The following is a 16,334-nucleotide window of genomic DNA, read 5'->3' as shown; positions in this document are numbered from 1 at the left end:
AGGCATTGAGCCCTTCGTAAGACGGTTTTTCCGACTTACAACTAACGTTTTCGCATTTTGGTGGGCTGTAAGACGGTTTTCCGGCTTACAGCTGTAGAGAGGTGGGGCATTCAAGGCTTTGAGCCCTTCGTAAGACGGTTCGGCTTCTCTAGTTTTTCCGGCTTACAGCTGCCAAGCAGCGGGGCTCATGGAATGCTTCAGCTTCCTCGTAAAGACGCTCTACTCCATTCAAATCTTTCGAGAAGACCTTCATCCATTGCGGTTTCGGATATTCCACCGGTCAAGGTTCAGTTCTTCCCGCTTCCTTTTCCAGCTCCCGCAGCAAGATACGCTCGAACCACTTCCAAGGCAGCATCGTCATGCCCAGAATGGTAAGAGCCGCCCCTTTGCCTAACGGATACCTGAGCCGTGGATACCGGGATAGTACTATCCGCCCGACGGCGCGGGCAACATCTTGAGGGTCGTCGGCATTTTGAGCGGTATGGCGTGAATAGCGGAGAACCGCCGCCAAAAATCGGCTGTAGGGCGACCGCTCCGATTGCCGGGAATCCATATGCCGGAACCCTTTGGACCATATATCGGTCCGGTAAGCGCCGGGCTCAACCAGAACAACATGGACGCCGAACGGCAGCATTTCGAGGCGCAGCGATTCGCTAAAGCCCTCGACGGCGAACTTCGAGGCGGCATAAGGGCCATAGCCCGGAAAGCCCATTCTCCCGCTGATGCTGCTGATCATAATAATTTTGCCGTGGCGCTGCTCACGCATAAGGGGCAGAAATGCTCTCGTCATGGCAACGACACCAAAGAAGTTGACCTCCATCTGCTTCTCCCAGTCGTCCATCGGGATCTCTTCGATGCAGCCGCCAATCGCCATGCCGGCATTGTTGACCAGAACGTCGACCCTCTCATAGGTATCGATCACGTAGTCCGCAGCATCCTGGATCGCCTGACGGTCCGTTACATCGAGAGTCAGGCATTCAATAAGCCCCTCAAGCCCGCCTTCTCGGGCACGCTGCGTCAGCAATCCGCTGTTGGAAATATCGCGCATAGCAGCAATGACCCGATACCCTTTCCTTGCCAGCTCCAATGCAATCAACAGCCCGAAGCCGCTCGATGCCCCCGTTATGAAAGCAACAGGTCTGCCGCCGTTGCCCGATTCCAGCCTTTCGTCCCTACGCTGTACCAAACCGTTCATGCCGCCTTTCTATCGTTAAGGTTGAAAACGTCTTTCCACCCGCCGCAGCTTCCTGAGACCCGGTTCATGATGAAGCTCGCTAAACTCCAAGTGCGGCGCCTCACAACCTAACTTATCGCATAATTGTTGAATCGAATCAGAAATTTGCTGGTGTACCTTCTCTCTCGAGGAACCAACCGCACGGGCTTGTCTTTGCAGTTGCTCTTGCTTCTGCTGTTGCTCCTGCCCTTGCTCCTGCTCCTGCCCTTGCTCCTGCTCCTGCTCCTGCTTTAGCCGGATCGAAACCTCCACAGCAGCCGGAGCGTGCTGCACAACCTTATACTCCGCCACGTCCGGAGCCGACGATATGATCGCCCGGGTAATAAAGTCGGGATAGACAGGAACCAGCTGCCGATCCGCCAAGCTGTGAAAATAAAACAGATCGTCACACCGCCCTTCAATACGCTCAAGGGCCATATACGCCGAGCCGCACGGGCAGGGCTCCGCCCGCTCGGTCAAAATATCGTTCAGCCGATACCGTACAATCGGCTGCATCGTCCGTGACAAGTCCGTGACGATCGGCACGAACTTGCGCAAGCCGTCGTCCAAGACTTCCTTCTGGACGACGACAATATCCTCGTTCACATGCAGTGTACCATACTTGCATGTGCTCGCGATAAACCCTTCCGTACATTGATAAATTTGATGTACGGATTGCCCGAAGGCCGCCTCAATCGTGACGCGATCCAGCGGATCGAGCACCTCGGCGACCGAGATGATCCTGCGCGGCCGGGGCCCGAGCCGCAGCCGTCCGTCCTGCTGCGCCTCCGCCAGAGCGCGCAGCATCGAAGGCGGCGCAGCCACGATCGTAGGCTGCTGCCGGTTCAAGTTCACGATATGCTCAGCCAGAGGCTGGAGCATATCGTAGAACGCGAACTGCAGCCTGCGGCTGCCCACGCTGCCGTACAGGTTGCTGTCGGCACGCAGGAAAAAAGCGACCCGCTCCGCATGAAGCAGCGAGCGGGGCAATACTTTGGCCAGCATGATGCCGGCCCATGCCATCCTCTCGCGCCCGCTGACGAGAAACAGTCCGCGGTTGCCGGAGGTTCCCGACGACAGCCCGACCGTAACCGGGCCGATCGTCGGGGTGAAGTCTCGGCTTTGCTCGGCCGCAAGCGCCAGCGCAAAAGCCTCGTCCTTGCTCACACCGGCCGTGTTCAGCCGGTCGAACTGCTCCATCATCTCCAGCTTCTCGATGATCGGAAACTGCCGCCACTGCGCATCGGAAAGCTCGCCCCAGTGCTCCCTATAAAAGGCCGAGTGCTTGCGCACGAACCGGAGATGGCGCCGGATGCGCCGCTCCTGCCGGCGCTCCACTACCTCCCGGGACGCTGCCGTTCTAGAACCCCACCGGGTCAAGAGATAATACCAGATCAAGATCAGCTTCCCGATCATGTGCCGTCATCACCGCCTTGAGCAAGCGATCGCCATACTTCGCTGCAATGCGACGGAATAAGCTGCAGCTCCGGATACCGCTTATGGACTTGAACAATATTATCGAAGCTCTTCATGTATTCGCTGCGGCTCGACATAATAAAGCCGGCCAGCCAATGAGGCGGCCGCCGTTCGCGAAAGGCACGGCTGCTCCAAACGGCGTCCGCGCACAGGAAAATGTCGCCGCTCCCGGTCGACAGCAGGATGCCGATCTGGCCTGCGGCGTGGCCAGGCACATCGACGGCAATGACGCTGCCGTCGCCGAACAGATCCATCCCCCGCCTGAATGGAAAATCCGGCGGAAGCTCCGCCAGACGGCTCTCGTCTATAGGCCGGGAACGGGTCTCGAAATCGTCAGGCAGCAGCCCGGGCAAATAACCGGCGAGCACTGCGCTCCAGCCTGAACGGAAGCGTACCGCATCGTAAGCTTCCTGCAAATAGACGAAAGCGGCGTTGGGAAAATCCCGTAAGCCCGCGATATGGTCGGCGTGGAAGTGCGATAAAATAATGATCCGCACATCCTCCGGTTCGATCCCCCTTTGCCGCAGCTGATAAGCTGCGCTGTCTTGCGGTGTATAGTAAACCGGCGTCATCCTGCGGTATAACGAATAAGGCATGCGTACCGTCTCCTGAAAAAAACGTTCCGTATACCCGGTATCGAATAAGACAGGGCCGAGGCGAGGATGCTCGATCAGCGCGAACAGCGCAGGAAACGGTACCGTCCGGCTGCTTCCCCCCTGGATCGTAACCCATTCCTTATGCGTGCAGTAGCCTCCCGAGAGCACGGTACACCGTGTATGTACTTTACTGCTGCTTGTACCAGTCGGCATACAAGTCAATCCCTTCTCTGATCGTACGTCGCGGAGCATATCCAAGCTGTTCTCTCGCAGCCGAGATGTCGAGCGTCTGCGTTTTGCCAAGCAAACCGACGGAATAGCGGGTAAGCAGAGGCTCTTTCGCACTGCCTGTCATACGGGCCACGCCTTCCATTATCGAAGCGACGGTATAGGCGGCTGCATAAGGAATGCGCTTCGCTCTCATCGGCTCTCCCAGCTGCTCGAACAGGTGTTGCAGCACATCGATAAATCGTACAGGCTCCCCGTTCGTAATATTGTACTTCCGTCCAAACACCGATTCCGGAGCCGTCATGCACAATAAGAGCGCATCGACCAAATTATCGATATAAGTCAAATCGATAACCGCCTGCCCGCCGTTAATAAGCGGCAGCTTGCCCCGCCGATTCGCCTCGATTAATCGCGGGACAATCGCCGGATCTCCGGGACCGAAGATCGCCCGCGGGCGCAGCGTAATGACCGGAAGCCCTTCGTTCACGAAGGCTTTATCGATCTCCAGCTCCGCAAGCCGTTTCGTCTCCGCATACAGATTCGCCGCCTTGCGGGGCAGCGGGGCCGACTCGCGTATATTCGTACGATCGGTATAGTCGAAATAAATGCTCGGCGTGGATACATAAATAAGACGCTGCACGTCGTGGGCCAGGCAACCTCGAACGATGTTGCGCGTCCCCGTCACATTGCTGTCGTAAAAATCGTGATAGCTGCCCCACAGCGACGACATGGCTCCGCAATGGAACACCATGTCCTGCCCGGCGCAGCTCTGCTCCGTTCTTATCGTATCCTCCAGATGGCATGGGAGGAACGAAATGCCCTCCTGCCTTAGTTCCTCGCCGATCGTATCGTTTCTTCCCGCTGCCGTCACCTCGTGGCCCTGCTTATGCAAAGCAAGCGCGAGATGCCTGCCGAGAAAACCCGTCGCTCCGGTGACCAGCACCTTCATTTCAGTTCACCGCCGTTCCACTCGATATCGTGCGTCGATGCTTCCATTATAGAGATTCGTCGGCGCACGCCTTTTCTCCAGTTCCAGTACAGCAGCCGAAACTGCTGCCAGAAGGGCTTCCTATCGTTCGACCGGTACACCGCATCTTGGCCTTGTACGACATATTGCGTCCATTGCTTCAGCCGCTCCCGCGAGCGAATCCCGAATATACCATAAACCAGCATCGCAACGGAAATCATAGCCTTCCGAGATGGTTGCGGCACAATGGGCGGCTTCGCTTCCGTAAGCTCCGGGAAAAAAGCCGTATCCAACCGGTCCTCCGGCCGAAACAGATGAATCCCGCTCGTCGCTCTCGGGTTGCATTCCAGCGGGTAAATATCTCCCGCCTCATCAACGATAAAGTCGAAAGCGATTTGCCCCGTGAACCGCTCCGCCTGCACAAACCGCTCCACCCATCGATCAATCCCCGGATGCGAGACGGGCTCGAAGCTGATGCAAGCGCCCCGTCCCGCCGTAAATCGGACCGGATAGACCGCATGGGCCGCAATCCGTCCTTGATGCGCCACACTATAGCTGCAAAAGGCCTGCCCGGCAACATATTGCTGGGCAACCCATGGGACAGCCTCGGAAGCGTCAAGCCGATCCAGCAGCGCAGCAGACAAAGCCTTTTTGCCTTGCGCCTCCGTGATGACGACCTTGCTGGAAAATCTCGAAAACACCGGTTTGAGCACCCAGCGGGTGCCCCCATTCCCTGAAGCTCCGTCCGTCGAGGCGGCTTGCCGTTCCGCCCGCTTCATAAATTCGATGCCGTCCTCACGCGATGTGAGCAAATACGTCGGCGGAGCTGTGAAGCCCAGCCGCAGCACCAGCTGGATAAACTCCCATTTGCTGTGCAGACGGCGCAGCTTATCGAGCGGTTCCGTGAAGACATGGCAATGGATGCTCAGCGTCTCCAGCCCGCTCGCCACATAAAACAGCTCCTCGCAGGTAGGCACCAGCCAATCGATCCGCTCGGCTTGAACGATTTGCAGCAGGGCATCCACATAGGCCCTGGGATTGGCTGCTGGCTCGGGCACGATGTAACTGCGCCGAACATCCTTAGCCTGCCGGCACAGCTGCTCCGGGCAGCTCTCGGCCATATACACCTCGTGCCCTCCCGCGGCCAGCAGCCGGGCCAGCTCCAATGCCGCCGGCGCCCTGCCTCCGGTGAGCAAAACGCGCTTGCTCCCGCTCGCTTCATCCCGGCTCGCCTCAGTAGTCAAGGATCATCCCTCCGACGGACAATCCTGCGGACGTTCCGAGCAGCAGCACCCTTGAGCCCCGTTCGATCCGCCGCTCCCTGATCGCTTCGTGCAGCCCCATCGGAATGGACGCGGCAATCGTGTTGCCATGCGTCGGCGTAATGAACATAAGCTGCTCCTGCGATATGCCCAGTTTGCGGCTGATCAGCCTCATTGCCATGGCGCTGCCTTGATGCGGGACGACCAGTTGAATATCCTTCATCGCGCACGAAGCCTGCTGCAGCAGGGACGCGACGAAGCCGGGCAGAATCCGGGATGCCATTTTGTAAATGCCTTGACCGTCCATTTCGAACAGGAACGCTGCCTCCTCCTGCTCGGTCAGGGCGTGCGCACCCGTTCCCCCGCCGCGGATTTGCGACAAATGCGCTCCTTGGCTGTACGTCTGCATCGCGGAGCAGACAATGCGCGAGCTCTCCTGCTCCTCCGCGGGTCCGATCACGACAGCCGCCGCTCCGTCGCCGAATAGTGCCGCACTTTCTTTGTGCGCCCAGTTCAATCCGACCGAAGCAATTTCGGTTGCCACAAGCAGAACGCGCCGGTATCTTCCCGATGTGACCATATAGGACATGACGTCGAAGCCCGTCAAGAAGCTGAGGCAGGTCGAATTGATATCGAAGGACGGTACCCCGGAGTGATCTTCTCCCATCGCTCTTTGAATCAAGGAAGCCGTACTTGGAATCGGCTGCTCCATGGTGCCGCTCGTGCAGACGAGACAATCGATATCGCTGAATGCCAGTCCAGCCTGCTTCAACGCTTCTTGGGCAGCGAATGCCCCCATCTGGGAAGCCGTCTCATCCTCGACGAAATGCCGCTGCAATACGTCCGATTTTTTCTCCACCCAGCCGGCCGGAACATCCAGCAATTCATCCATCTCCCGCGCTGTGATGACCCGTTTGGGCATATATTTTCCGGAACCTAGTATTTTCACCTTTCGGATTTGCATAATGTCTGTACCTCCCCATGCTGACTTACCGAACGCTCTGTCCAAGAAGGGAATCCATGATGACGCCATAGCAAGCATGTCGAACCTTGTTATACTCTATTGTAATGAAAACCTCAAAAGCTGAAAGTACTATCTTTTTATACGACCTTCATGTAACTTAGACGTAGTCCGAACCCATTTTGACCCAGCCGGAAATTATTTCTTATACTGCAGACCTGCAGAAACAAAAAACAAGCCGAGACGAAACGTATCGTCATCAGCCTGTCCATGCCGTGCATTTTCCAGTTATGCGGAAAAGTCTTACTTTGCAGCAGCTACAGCAGTAGTGGCAGAAGCGGAAGTTCTCAGCTGCTCACTAGCCTTAAGCAAAATATCAAATTTTTTAAAGCCGGATCCTTTTACAATTTCTTTAATAGCAGGTTTTGCTGGATACATATGAACATCTCCTTTAACTTTAATGGGGTTAATCTTACATTATCATCCAGAGTAAAGGAGGGTCAATCCTTATTTTGCTATTCGTGTCAAATTTCACGTTTATGAACGGTTCAAATAGCGATAAAGCTCAGAAATCTCCGTCGAGTACACGTTTTCAGTCCCATGCACGCCTTCTCGGCTTCCAATAATCCTTGCAAATTTGGAGTACATCCGGTTCAAATACTGGTTATCCTGACGGGCATGGAATCGAAAATGCCGCACGTGGGTATTCTCCGCCGCAATCTGATTGGCCATATGGCGGAAGCCCTGCCAAAAGATACGGCTGCTGCGGTAGGCCTCTTGCAAAATAACCGAGTACACGAAAGCAATCTCTCCGTCAGGCCTTTTCTCGTTGTTTTCGTCTACATAACAGTAATGCCCCCAGCCAATCATATGATGCCGGTCGTCTTCAATCATAATAATATGGGAATCACGGACCTCTTCCAAAACATGAAGCAGCGTATCGTGTACTGTAAAATCATTGGAAAAATCATTCCGATTTCGAATAAAATACAGCGTAAACCGCGCCAAATCCTCGTCGCCTTCACACCGTCTGAATCGTACAAGCATCGGCTGCCCACCTCCTACTATACTTGGTGCTCACGACTTCGGCGGTCAAAAATACGTGATTTGCCGAAACTTCGCCGCATATTCCTGCCAGTCCGCTAACGTTCCGTAATATTCGTCCAACGCTCCGAATTCGGTCTCGTGCGATGCGCTTCTTTTCGCCAGCTTGCCGAACAGCTCCCGCAATGTGCTGTCAGCCGGTGCCCAGAAACGCAGCTCCTTGACCCCTTCGTCCAGATGAGCCAAATATTGCGTTACAAACTGAAGCCCTTCGAGGAACAAGCGGGTGCTGCGATGCTCCTTCACAATGTAAGCAATCTGAATTTGCACGACGTGCGTATCCTGATAATGATTTTCGCCGGTTCCAAAAATCAAGCCGACCGCGCCGACAATCTCATCGTTCTCCTCATCAAAGCATAAAATAGCTTCCTTGTTCATCAGCACCGGACTTGCGATAAAGCTGAGGGAGACGGGGAAAGAGTATGGAAGCCGCAATTGACTATAATGCTCGAGCAGAAATTCGATATATTTCTCCTGGTACCTCTCCATGGAGCATATTGAAAAGTAATAACCCATGACGCCGTTTTCCGACCTCCGTTACGGTAGCCTTTGGTGAATTATACCATGACGCAGCCGAAGGAAGCATCAATTTTGTGTAAACAAGCGGGGCTTGTACCGGAACGAAAAAAAAGATCACTTCCGCCCAGCCCGTCAAGGCCAAGCGTCAAGTGATCTTGCAAAGGGAAGTTTTAAAAACGAACCATTCCTTCCTTTCGGTGCGCTTCGCAGATGAGTGTTGCCCGCCCCCGCGCAGATGACCTGAACTGCTTTCGGCCGCAGATTACTCCGGTTTCGGCTTCCTTTCGTTGCCCCATAACGATTTCGCCCCGCCCATAGCGAGTCTCCATTCGTGCCGCCAGCGATGAACGTCCTGAACGGTGATCTCCGGCATGTTGGCCCTGCGCTCTTTTGGCGGCATTGCCGGGAACGGTTTATGCGGCTCCGCTTGGTACCAATAGGCGACCGTGCTGATATCCAGCGCCAGGTTGTTATTGTGTCCGTGCTCTATACTGGCTCTAAGCGACTTATCGAAGTGGATCGGATCTTCAAGGAAGAAGCGGTAGCAATGCGTGCGTCCCATCCACCCGAGCTTATTAGGTACCCGCGCATATCCGAAGTAAGGGTGCAAATACAGTTCGTTAGGGCACCACGAGCTGTTGAAGAAATCCTCCGTCCCCGTGCCGTGGAGGGAGCCCGGCCATTCCTCGCCGTCAATCAGCCACATATCGTCCCCTTCTCCATACCACATCGGCCCCGGGCTATCGACATAATAATTAATGCCGACAAAATGTCCTTTCCCCTCCAGATCGGCAAATAAATAGTTGTGCTTATCCGATACGTTCATCCCTTGGGGTGCAATGACATCCCACTCCGTCTCCCCCTCCTCCGGATGCACCTCCGTAACCTCCCGGTTCCACCATGCGTGAAAACGTCCCATATGGTCAGGCATCGATTCGTGTGCCTCATAATCAATGTAATAGTACAACGAGGATAGCTCATGCTCGGAGTCGTTCTCGATCGTAATCTTGGCCCCGTGACCGAAAGGCATGGGAAAATAGCAGTTTAGTGCTCTCCCCTGCGCCGGAGCCGCTGCCAGTGGAAGCGACTGGAAGTTGTACTCCTCTCCCCACCCTTGACCGAAAAAGTCCCCTAACGGCGATTCGACGCTCGGCTTGTCTTCCCCGTCCCAATACATGCGAATGATGGCGTTGCGCCGGATGAAACGATCTTTGGTGCTGAGCGTCATCCAAATGTGCTTAATAATCCCCGCTCCTTGAATGGCTGCCAGCTCCGCCGTCTCACCGGGAGCAATAGTAATCTTGTCTTTATTCCCGCCTGTCCGATCATAGCTGGAGATGCGTTTCGTCCTTACCTTTTCTTGTAATGCGGCAATGTTGGCGAGCGGTCCATGCATCCTGCATCCTCCTCCGAGCTTTGAGCTCATTCCATTCATTTCTGCTCTAAGTATAGCTGAAGGAAGCGGTCCGTGAATTTAGCGCAAACCGTTGTTCATTTATCAATTATTGCTATAATGGCACTAAAGGAGGGTTCATTGCTATGTCCGATATGATATTGTCTCCTTACGTCCGGCGGGCTTGGGATCATTCCGCCTCCAGTCCCTGGTCCGTTCGTCCCCGCACGTTATGGGACTACGAGCTGCTATATATCAAGGAAGGCCAATTGCTTATTACCATAGAAGACATCGCCTATGAGGGCATACCCGGCGACTTGTTTCTGTTCAAGCCCGGACAGAGGCATTCCATCCGCTCTAACAGCTCCCTCGGAGTCAGGCAGCCTCACATTCATTTCGATCTGGTGGAGCAGAGCGATAGCCCGTATATCCCGGTATCTTTTATAACGGAAGAGGAAATGAACGAGCAGGAGCTTACTTGGTTTCGCCCTGATTTGCTATCGGTGGGACCGTTCGCGCTGCCCAACCGGATCCGGCTCACCCATCCCGCCGTAATGGAGCAAATGCTGTTCGACCTGATCCATGAATATCATCTTCGGCTTCCCTATTATCACCTTCAAATGAAAAGCCAGCTGCTCAAGCTGCTGACCTACCTCATCCGGGAACGGCACTGGTCCGAGACACCGCAAATCCATGCCCATCAATCGCTGTTATTAAGCGTGCGGCATTTCATAACCGAACATACCCATACCGATATTTCGCTCGACGAATTGTCCACCCGATTTCATATCAGCAAATATTATTTGACCCGGCTGTTCCGGGATGCCTTCCATATGAGTCCGATTCAATACCATCAAACGGTTCGGATCGAAAAGGCGAAGCAGCTAATCCAATTCACTGGGCTCACGATTCAAAGCATAGCCGATCAGCTGGGCTACGCGAATATCCATACCTTCAGCCGTGCTTTCAAAAACAAGGAAGGCGTCGCTCCCTCCAATTATCGTCTGCATGAACGTTCCCTCTGATTCATACGAACAGAATGAGAAAACCGTCTATCGACGTCCTTTAACGGAGGAGCGACCGCGTTAAGAGGTTGTTTTTATCGCCAAATAGAATTTTCACATCCGATGACCTCGGAATCTTATAAATTCTATTGTGGTAAGAAAAGACGGGCAAGAACCGATCGTTCCGCTGCCCGTCTGTTTATATCGGCGAAAACCGTTAAGGATGCGACTCGATCCACTTGTCCGCTTCTTCTTGAAGCTCCCTCATGATCGTGTTGATGTCTTTACGGTCGACAGCCAGCTGCTTTTTGGCCCCCCTCACAATGGTTCTCACCTGGCTCTCATATTTCGAGCTCGGCGGAAGCGGCGTTGAAGCCAGCTTAAACAAGGCTTCCACGTTTTTACCGCTGAAGGACGCATTGGACTGCAAATAATTTTTCTTGAAAGATTCGTCCTTGAGCGGGCTGATTCTGCCGGCTTTGGCCATCGTCATCTGCACCTCATCGGACAGTACTTCCTTCATAACGGCAAAGGCTTCATCCTTATGCTTGCTCACATTCGTAATCATCAGCATGTGCGCGTCGACGTTTCTTCCTTTTCCTTCATATCCTTTGACGTAAGGAATCGAGACCAGGTCCCAGTTCTTCAGATTGGCGGCCGCCGGGTCCGTTAATTTCCCTACCAGATCCGTTGCCCACATCGGAGCCATCGCCAAGTTGTCTTTGAAGAAATCGTACTCGAATTTATCGTTCGTCACATACCCGGGGATTTCGACGGCCTGTTTAAACAGGTCAAGGACGCGGGCCCAGCCTTCATTGTTGATGGTCGACTTATTCGTTTTCGGATCCACGAGCGGAAGCGTCATCTGGCTGCCGACCGATTCGACTCTCCACGGGTCGAGGCCGATATAGCTTGTGCCGCCGTCAGTGATCGTCAGCTTCTTGGCCAGCGCAATCGCATCGTCCCATGACATCATATCTTTCGGGTACGGAACGCCGAACTTATCGAAAATGTCTTTGTTATAAATCATAGCCGACATATTCATCGACAGCGGAAGCCCGACCAGCTTATTCGCATCGTAGCCCTTCATCATATCCAATCCTATCGGCTGAAACTTGCTTAAGTCGAGCCCGTGCTTTTTGACTAGCGGATTCAGATCCTCGATAATGTCCAAATTCTGAAAGATCGGAATGCTCGGATTGCTTGTATAGATCAGATCCGGGAAAGTGCCGCTGGTGAGAAGCTCTTCCGGTGAGCTGCCTTTGCCTTCCCGGACCAATTCAAGCGTAATGTTCGGATACTTTTTGGCGACGGGTTCCACGAAGTAGGCTTTGAATTCTTCATCGGAAATCGTTCCTCCCTTGTGGTACATCTTAATGGTCATGGGCTCGCTGCTGACGGCCGGTTTCACCTCCTTGGACGGTGCTGTATCGTTCGGGACCATCCCCGCTTCTTTCCCCGAGCAGCCTGTCAGAGCAGACACTGAAGCGAGAAGAAACGAAAGCAAGGCAATCGGCGTTTTCTTATTCACCACGGAACTCCCCCTTCAATTTTATTGTTCAATTCGATTATGACGGCGACGAATCAGCTCTTCCGTTGCCGATCGGGCGATTCGTGTAGCGATCAACCCGTCTTCACCGGTGGGCATGTTTTGCGGCGAACGGCTTTCTAGCGCTTTAGCAAACTCGTCATACATCCCGGAAAAATGTTTTTCTTTGGCAAAAGGAAATGTTGTCGTACCTGCAGAAGTTCTCATCTCGAATCGCTTCGCTTCCCGGTCGTAATAAATGATTCCTTCCGTTCCGACCAATTGATATGTAAAATGAGAGATAGGTTCTTTGGCGGTAAAGCAATAAGAATAGCTGATCTCAACCATCGTGTGTGCGCCACTGGCATGCTGCATATGAAGATACATATGGTCCGGGGCTTCATATTCGTCGACCCAGGCTCCTTCCGAGGTATAACTCGTCACCTCGGAGCCGAGCCACCACCGGGCCAGATCGATCTGGTGTACGCCGCAATCCACCATAGGCCCGCCTTCCAGCATTCGGCCCGACCGCCGCATATTCAACTGGTAGGGCGGCGCTTCGCTGCTTGCATACTTGCCGTGAAGGTTCCAAATGTAGCAGAGTCGCAAGGAGCGTACTTCCCCGATGAGACCTTCCGCCACCATCCTTTTAATCGTCAAGGCGACGGGGCTGAACCGGTAGTCAAAAGCGGTAAACAACAACAAACCCTGCTTCTCCATCGTCTCGATCATTTCCACCGCTTGCCACTCATCCGCAGCCAACGGTTTTTCACATAATACATGCTTGCCGAAGCGTGCGGCATCCAGTACGTTCCGGCAATGATGCGGGGCCGGGGACGTAATGACCACCGCTTCGAACCCAGCTTGAAAAAAAGCGTCGACATCCGTATACACCGGCACGCCGTAATCCGACTGCAGCTTTTTCGTTCGAGCGGGATCCGGCTCGTAAATTGCGGCAAGCTCGAAATCGGGCGATTTCGTGATGGCGGGAAGATGTCCGTAACCTGCAACGGCACCGCAGCCCATTAATCCTAATCTGAACACGTCTTTTGCTTCCTCCTTCGAGCCGGAGGGGCTCGTCAATTTGTTAGCGCTTTCTTGTTCTTCCATTGTAAATCCGCACGCAGGTGCGCTCCAGATACAGAACTGTCTAATAATCGTACAAAACTGTCATTATGGATGACGGGAGGAATGCTGCTTGGAAGAGAAAGCCAGAAACGAACAGGTCGATTACCACCATCCGCTGCTGCGCTACAAAATATGGGATATTGTTATCTCCCCTTCAGAGGCATGGAACCCGTGGCATTATCACAAAGAAGTGGAAGTTCTGCTACTATCGGAAGGTTCGATGCAGGTTGAGACGGTCGACACCGTATATGAGATGAACGGGCGAGATTTGCTGATCATCGGAGCGTCGCGGCTCCATCGCACCAAACGTACGCAAGCCGTCAAGCAAATCGTACTTCAATTCGACATGTCGGCACAGCTGGAGCCGTTTACCAAAGATTATGCACCCGTCCTGCTTGAGCTGTCAGAACCGCTGGACCGCTTAAACCGCATTTTGAACATGAATCCCGACGTGAAAGCGAAGATATATGGTTTACTGATGGCCATCTATGAAGAATCGAGCCGCAAGGAGGCCGGTTTCGAGCTGACGATCAGCGGCGCGTTCAAGCAGCTGATCGCTCTCATGATCCGCCATCTCCCGTTAACCGGACGGATATCGTCGGCAGACTGGCTGCGGCTGCAGCCTGTCCTCGATTATGTGGATGGCCACTACAAGGAGCCGATCCGCATTCAGGACGTGCTTCCGTTCGTCCATTTGGAATATCATTACTTTATCAAATATTTTCAGCAGCACATCGGCATGTCCTTCGTCGATTATTTGCATCTAAGGCGCATTAAGGTATCGGAACGTTTGCTGCTGACCAAGCCCTTCAGCATTGCAGATATCGGCCTGCAATCCGGCTTTCCTAACGTCACCCAATTTATCCGCATTTTCAAACGGTACAACGGCTGCACGCCGTCCGAATTTCGCAAAAAACGGCTGCAGCTGCCGCAGGGCGGACCCGATGAAAGCAGCAGCAGCGATGAATAGCAACGCTCAGGCAGTAGTGAATCAACTGAAATATGAAGTAGCCTAATAACAAAACAGACCCCCTTGCCACTTATCTAATGCTCCTTAAGTGGTAATGAGGTCTGTTGTTTATCTTTGAGTCGCATCAAAAGCAGGACTGGGATTAACCAATATACTCGACAATGCACTCCGCTTCCGGATTCGCCTGAGTTACATTCGAGCCGGCCACGAGCTGCAGGCTGCATTTCTCGGCCGTATCGCAGCGGAAATACAAATCCTGCTGCAGCATAAAGCCCTGGGAATGGTTCGCTGCCGTCAGCGTAGCCAAGACGGTAGGCGTCGCCTCCGTCGTCTGCACGGTGAACGTTGCGGCTCCTGTAGAGCTGACCGCGCCTGCCGGCGATTGCAGCCAGATGTTGACGATGCGCGCGTTGACCGGCACAGTGAAGCCGACTGTCGTCGAGGCGGAATAAGGGAACTTGCCGTCCGCCCGTTTCACCGAAATCGCGGTTCTTTTGGTTATGCCGAATGAGCTTTTCTGGAATCCGTAATCGCACTCCCACGATTTGCGCGAAGGGTCCCCTTGACCGCGTGTGTTCGTGAAATGAATCGTTGGCGTCCCGCCCGCGTTGCCGTTTCCGCCTTCCGCCGTAAAGACGATAAAATCGGAAGGGCTCGTATGCTGATTAATCTCGCAATTTTCATAACGGATATTGTGCGGATATTGAAAGCTGTTGACCCTGTACATATATTCGTGCTTGCCGAGCAGCCGGCAGTTATCGAATTTAATAACGGGCATTTTCGTATTGTTGCTGTAAAACGTAGCGACTAGCTCGGCAGCAGCGCGCAGAGGTACGGAGCTTGACGTATCGACATTGATAAACGAGACGATACCTGCGCTCCATTCGCAATAAATCAGCTTGCTGTTGGCGTTGCGGTGCTCCATTCTGGCGCCGATACATAAGAACCGCTCCACACCGTAAGAATGCGTGCTGCCCAGCAGCTTGAAGAAGGTGCCTGCATTCGCTCCGATATGAATGAAGCTGCCGCCCCATACGTTAATGTTGCCGCCCTTCTCGAAATGCAGAAAATCCCCTTCCTGCACCTCGAAGTTGCACGAATAAAAATTGTAGTTCAAAAACTGGTCCGAGCCCGTTGCTGCAGGCACATACACCCCTTTGGCTATGTAACCGGCCCAATCGATTTCCCGCCAGGTCATCTCACTGTTCGTGTCCGTTCCTTCCAGATGGAACGTGTAGCCCCATTTGCCACGGAACCGGATTCTCTCGAACGTCCAGCTCTGGGCTTGACCCGTGGAATAAGAATACATGAAATGGTTCGTGGAGCTGTTGGAGTAAAACTCGATGTCGGAAATGGCGCAGAACAGCCAGGCGTTATTGTTTTTGGCCAAATACGTCCCGGTGGCGGCAGGATTGTAGATGATCTGAGTGACGCCTTGTCCGGCGCCCTGAATTTGCAATCCGACGGTACTCGTCTTATAGCTGCTGCGAAGGAGCGACTCCGGCTGGGTAATGACGTAGGAGCCCGGAGGCACGAACAGCTGCACTCGGCCGAGCTTGCTTCCGGTAGCGCCCGGCCCCGGATTCGTTACCGCCTTGCTCTCGGCATAGGCAATCGCCGCTTGGAAGGCCGCCGAATCGTCCGTGACGCCATCGCCGGCAGCGCCGAAATCCTTGACGCTGATCCATTCGCGCAGCTTGCCTCCGACCGTGCGGCCGGTCAAGCCCGCAGCGTACAGGAACGTTACGTCGTCGGCGTCGCCAATACTGAGAAGCTGCTGCGCAGAGCTCCCGCTTCCGTATACCGCTTCCGACACGGACTTTTGGCCGCTCAAGGCATGAGCGACGCCATTGTTCAACAGCGCTCCGGTGACGGCAGCAGCGCCTGTCATCCCGATGGCGGTCAGCACCTCCCGCCGACTGATTCTTTTCTCCTTCACTTCGGTGTCTTTGTTCTCCTCCATCATGATCCCTCCCATAGTTTTG

General features: G+C 54.0%; 15 protein-coding genes. 2 read left to right on the top strand and 13 right to left on the bottom strand.

The window, feature by feature from the left end; translation table 11 throughout:
- Positions 1-280: 280 nt before the first annotated feature.
- The 10 genes from ACFQ88_RS20855 to ACFQ88_RS20810 form a co-directional block, all read right to left on the bottom strand.
- A complete protein-coding gene (locus ACFQ88_RS20855) occupies positions 281-1,186 on the bottom strand; it encodes an SDR family oxidoreductase (protein ID WP_379456279.1) in 906 nt (301 codons plus the stop codon).
- 24 nt (positions 1,187-1,210) lie between these two features.
- Complete coding sequence (locus ACFQ88_RS20850) at positions 1,211-2,629, bottom strand: F390 synthetase-related protein (RefSeq protein ID WP_379456277.1); 1,419 nt, start codon at positions 2,627-2,629, stop codon at positions 1,211-1,213.
- On the bottom strand, positions 2,626-3,498 hold the full coding sequence (locus tag ACFQ88_RS20845) for an MBL fold metallo-hydrolase (protein WP_379456275.1): 873 nt from the start codon (positions 3,496-3,498) through the stop codon (positions 2,626-2,628). The genes ACFQ88_RS20850 and ACFQ88_RS20845 overlap by 4 nt, the downstream gene beginning before the upstream one ends.
- On the bottom strand, positions 3,473-4,462 hold the full coding sequence (locus ACFQ88_RS20840) for an NAD-dependent epimerase/dehydratase family protein (RefSeq protein ID WP_379456273.1): 990 nt from the start codon (positions 4,460-4,462) through the stop codon (positions 3,473-3,475). Before ACFQ88_RS20840 ends, ACFQ88_RS20845 begins: the two co-directional genes overlap by 26 nt.
- Complete coding sequence (locus ACFQ88_RS20835; RefSeq protein ID WP_379456271.1) at positions 4,459-5,724, bottom strand: ATP-grasp domain-containing protein; 1,266 nt, start codon at positions 5,722-5,724, stop codon at positions 4,459-4,461. Before ACFQ88_RS20835 ends, ACFQ88_RS20840 begins: the two co-directional genes overlap by 4 nt.
- Positions 5,714-6,706, bottom strand: coding sequence for a beta-ketoacyl-ACP synthase III (locus tag ACFQ88_RS20830; RefSeq protein WP_379456269.1), 993 nt, complete (start codon positions 6,704-6,706; stop codon positions 5,714-5,716). The genes ACFQ88_RS20835 and ACFQ88_RS20830 overlap by 11 nt, the downstream gene beginning before the upstream one ends.
- A 300-nt stretch (positions 6,707-7,006) precedes the next feature.
- On the bottom strand, positions 7,007-7,141 hold the full coding sequence (locus tag ACFQ88_RS20825; RefSeq protein ID WP_379456267.1) for a hypothetical protein: 135 nt from the start codon (positions 7,139-7,141) through the stop codon (positions 7,007-7,009).
- A 99-nt stretch (positions 7,142-7,240) separates the two neighbouring features.
- Entirely contained in the window at positions 7,241-7,750 is a 510-nt protein-coding gene (locus tag ACFQ88_RS20820) for a GNAT family N-acetyltransferase (protein ID WP_239631784.1), read from the bottom strand.
- A 45-nt stretch (positions 7,751-7,795) separates the two neighbouring features.
- The gene (locus ACFQ88_RS20815) at positions 7,796-8,323 is read right to left on the bottom strand and encodes a hypothetical protein (protein WP_239631781.1); all 528 of its coding nucleotides are present in this window, start codon (positions 8,321-8,323) and stop codon (positions 7,796-7,798) included.
- Between the two features lie 265 nt (positions 8,324-8,588).
- Positions 8,589-9,722, bottom strand: coding sequence for a glycoside hydrolase family 172 protein (locus ACFQ88_RS20810; protein ID WP_239631779.1), 1,134 nt, complete (start codon positions 9,720-9,722; stop codon positions 8,589-8,591).
- 143 nt (positions 9,723-9,865) lie between these two features.
- On the opposite strand from ACFQ88_RS20810, the gene ACFQ88_RS20805 reads away from it, so the two are divergent.
- A complete protein-coding gene (locus tag ACFQ88_RS20805) occupies positions 9,866-10,744 on the top strand; it encodes an AraC family transcriptional regulator (RefSeq protein ID WP_379456264.1) in 879 nt (292 codons plus the stop codon).
- A gap of 196 nt (positions 10,745-10,940) precedes the next feature.
- Here the strand turns inward: ACFQ88_RS20805 and ACFQ88_RS20800 are convergent, their stop codons facing one another.
- Together ACFQ88_RS20800 and ACFQ88_RS20795 are read right to left on the bottom strand one after the other, a co-directional pair.
- On the bottom strand, positions 10,941-12,254 hold the full coding sequence (locus ACFQ88_RS20800) for an ABC transporter substrate-binding protein (protein WP_379456262.1): 1,314 nt from the start codon (positions 12,252-12,254) through the stop codon (positions 10,941-10,943).
- 21 nt (positions 12,255-12,275) lie between these two features.
- Positions 12,276-13,295 (bottom strand): Gfo/Idh/MocA family protein, encoded by a 1,020-nt coding sequence (locus tag ACFQ88_RS20795; RefSeq protein WP_379456260.1) that lies wholly within the window; start codon positions 13,293-13,295, stop codon positions 12,276-12,278.
- Positions 13,296-13,449: 154 nt separating this feature from the next.
- Here ACFQ88_RS20795 and ACFQ88_RS20790 point away from each other — a divergent pair, with 154 nt between their 5' ends.
- Positions 13,450-14,349 (top strand): AraC family transcriptional regulator, encoded by a 900-nt coding sequence (locus ACFQ88_RS20790; RefSeq protein WP_379456258.1) that lies wholly within the window; start codon positions 13,450-13,452, stop codon positions 14,347-14,349.
- A 142-nt stretch (positions 14,350-14,491) separates the two neighbouring features.
- Here ACFQ88_RS20790 and ACFQ88_RS20785 read toward each other — a convergent pair whose 3' ends face one another.
- Positions 14,492-16,312, bottom strand: coding sequence for a glycosyl hydrolase family 28-related protein (locus ACFQ88_RS20785; protein WP_379456256.1), 1,821 nt, complete (start codon positions 16,310-16,312; stop codon positions 14,492-14,494).
- Positions 16,313-16,334: the final 22 nt, after the last annotated feature.

This window comes from Paenibacillus sp. NPDC056579 (genome assembly GCF_042793215.1).
In the GTDB taxonomy this organism is placed as follows: Bacteria; Bacillota; Bacilli; order Paenibacillales; family NBRC-103111; genus Paenibacillus_S.
Note: the sequence above shows the minus strand (reverse complement) of the source record. Positions and strands in the feature narration are given on the sequence as shown.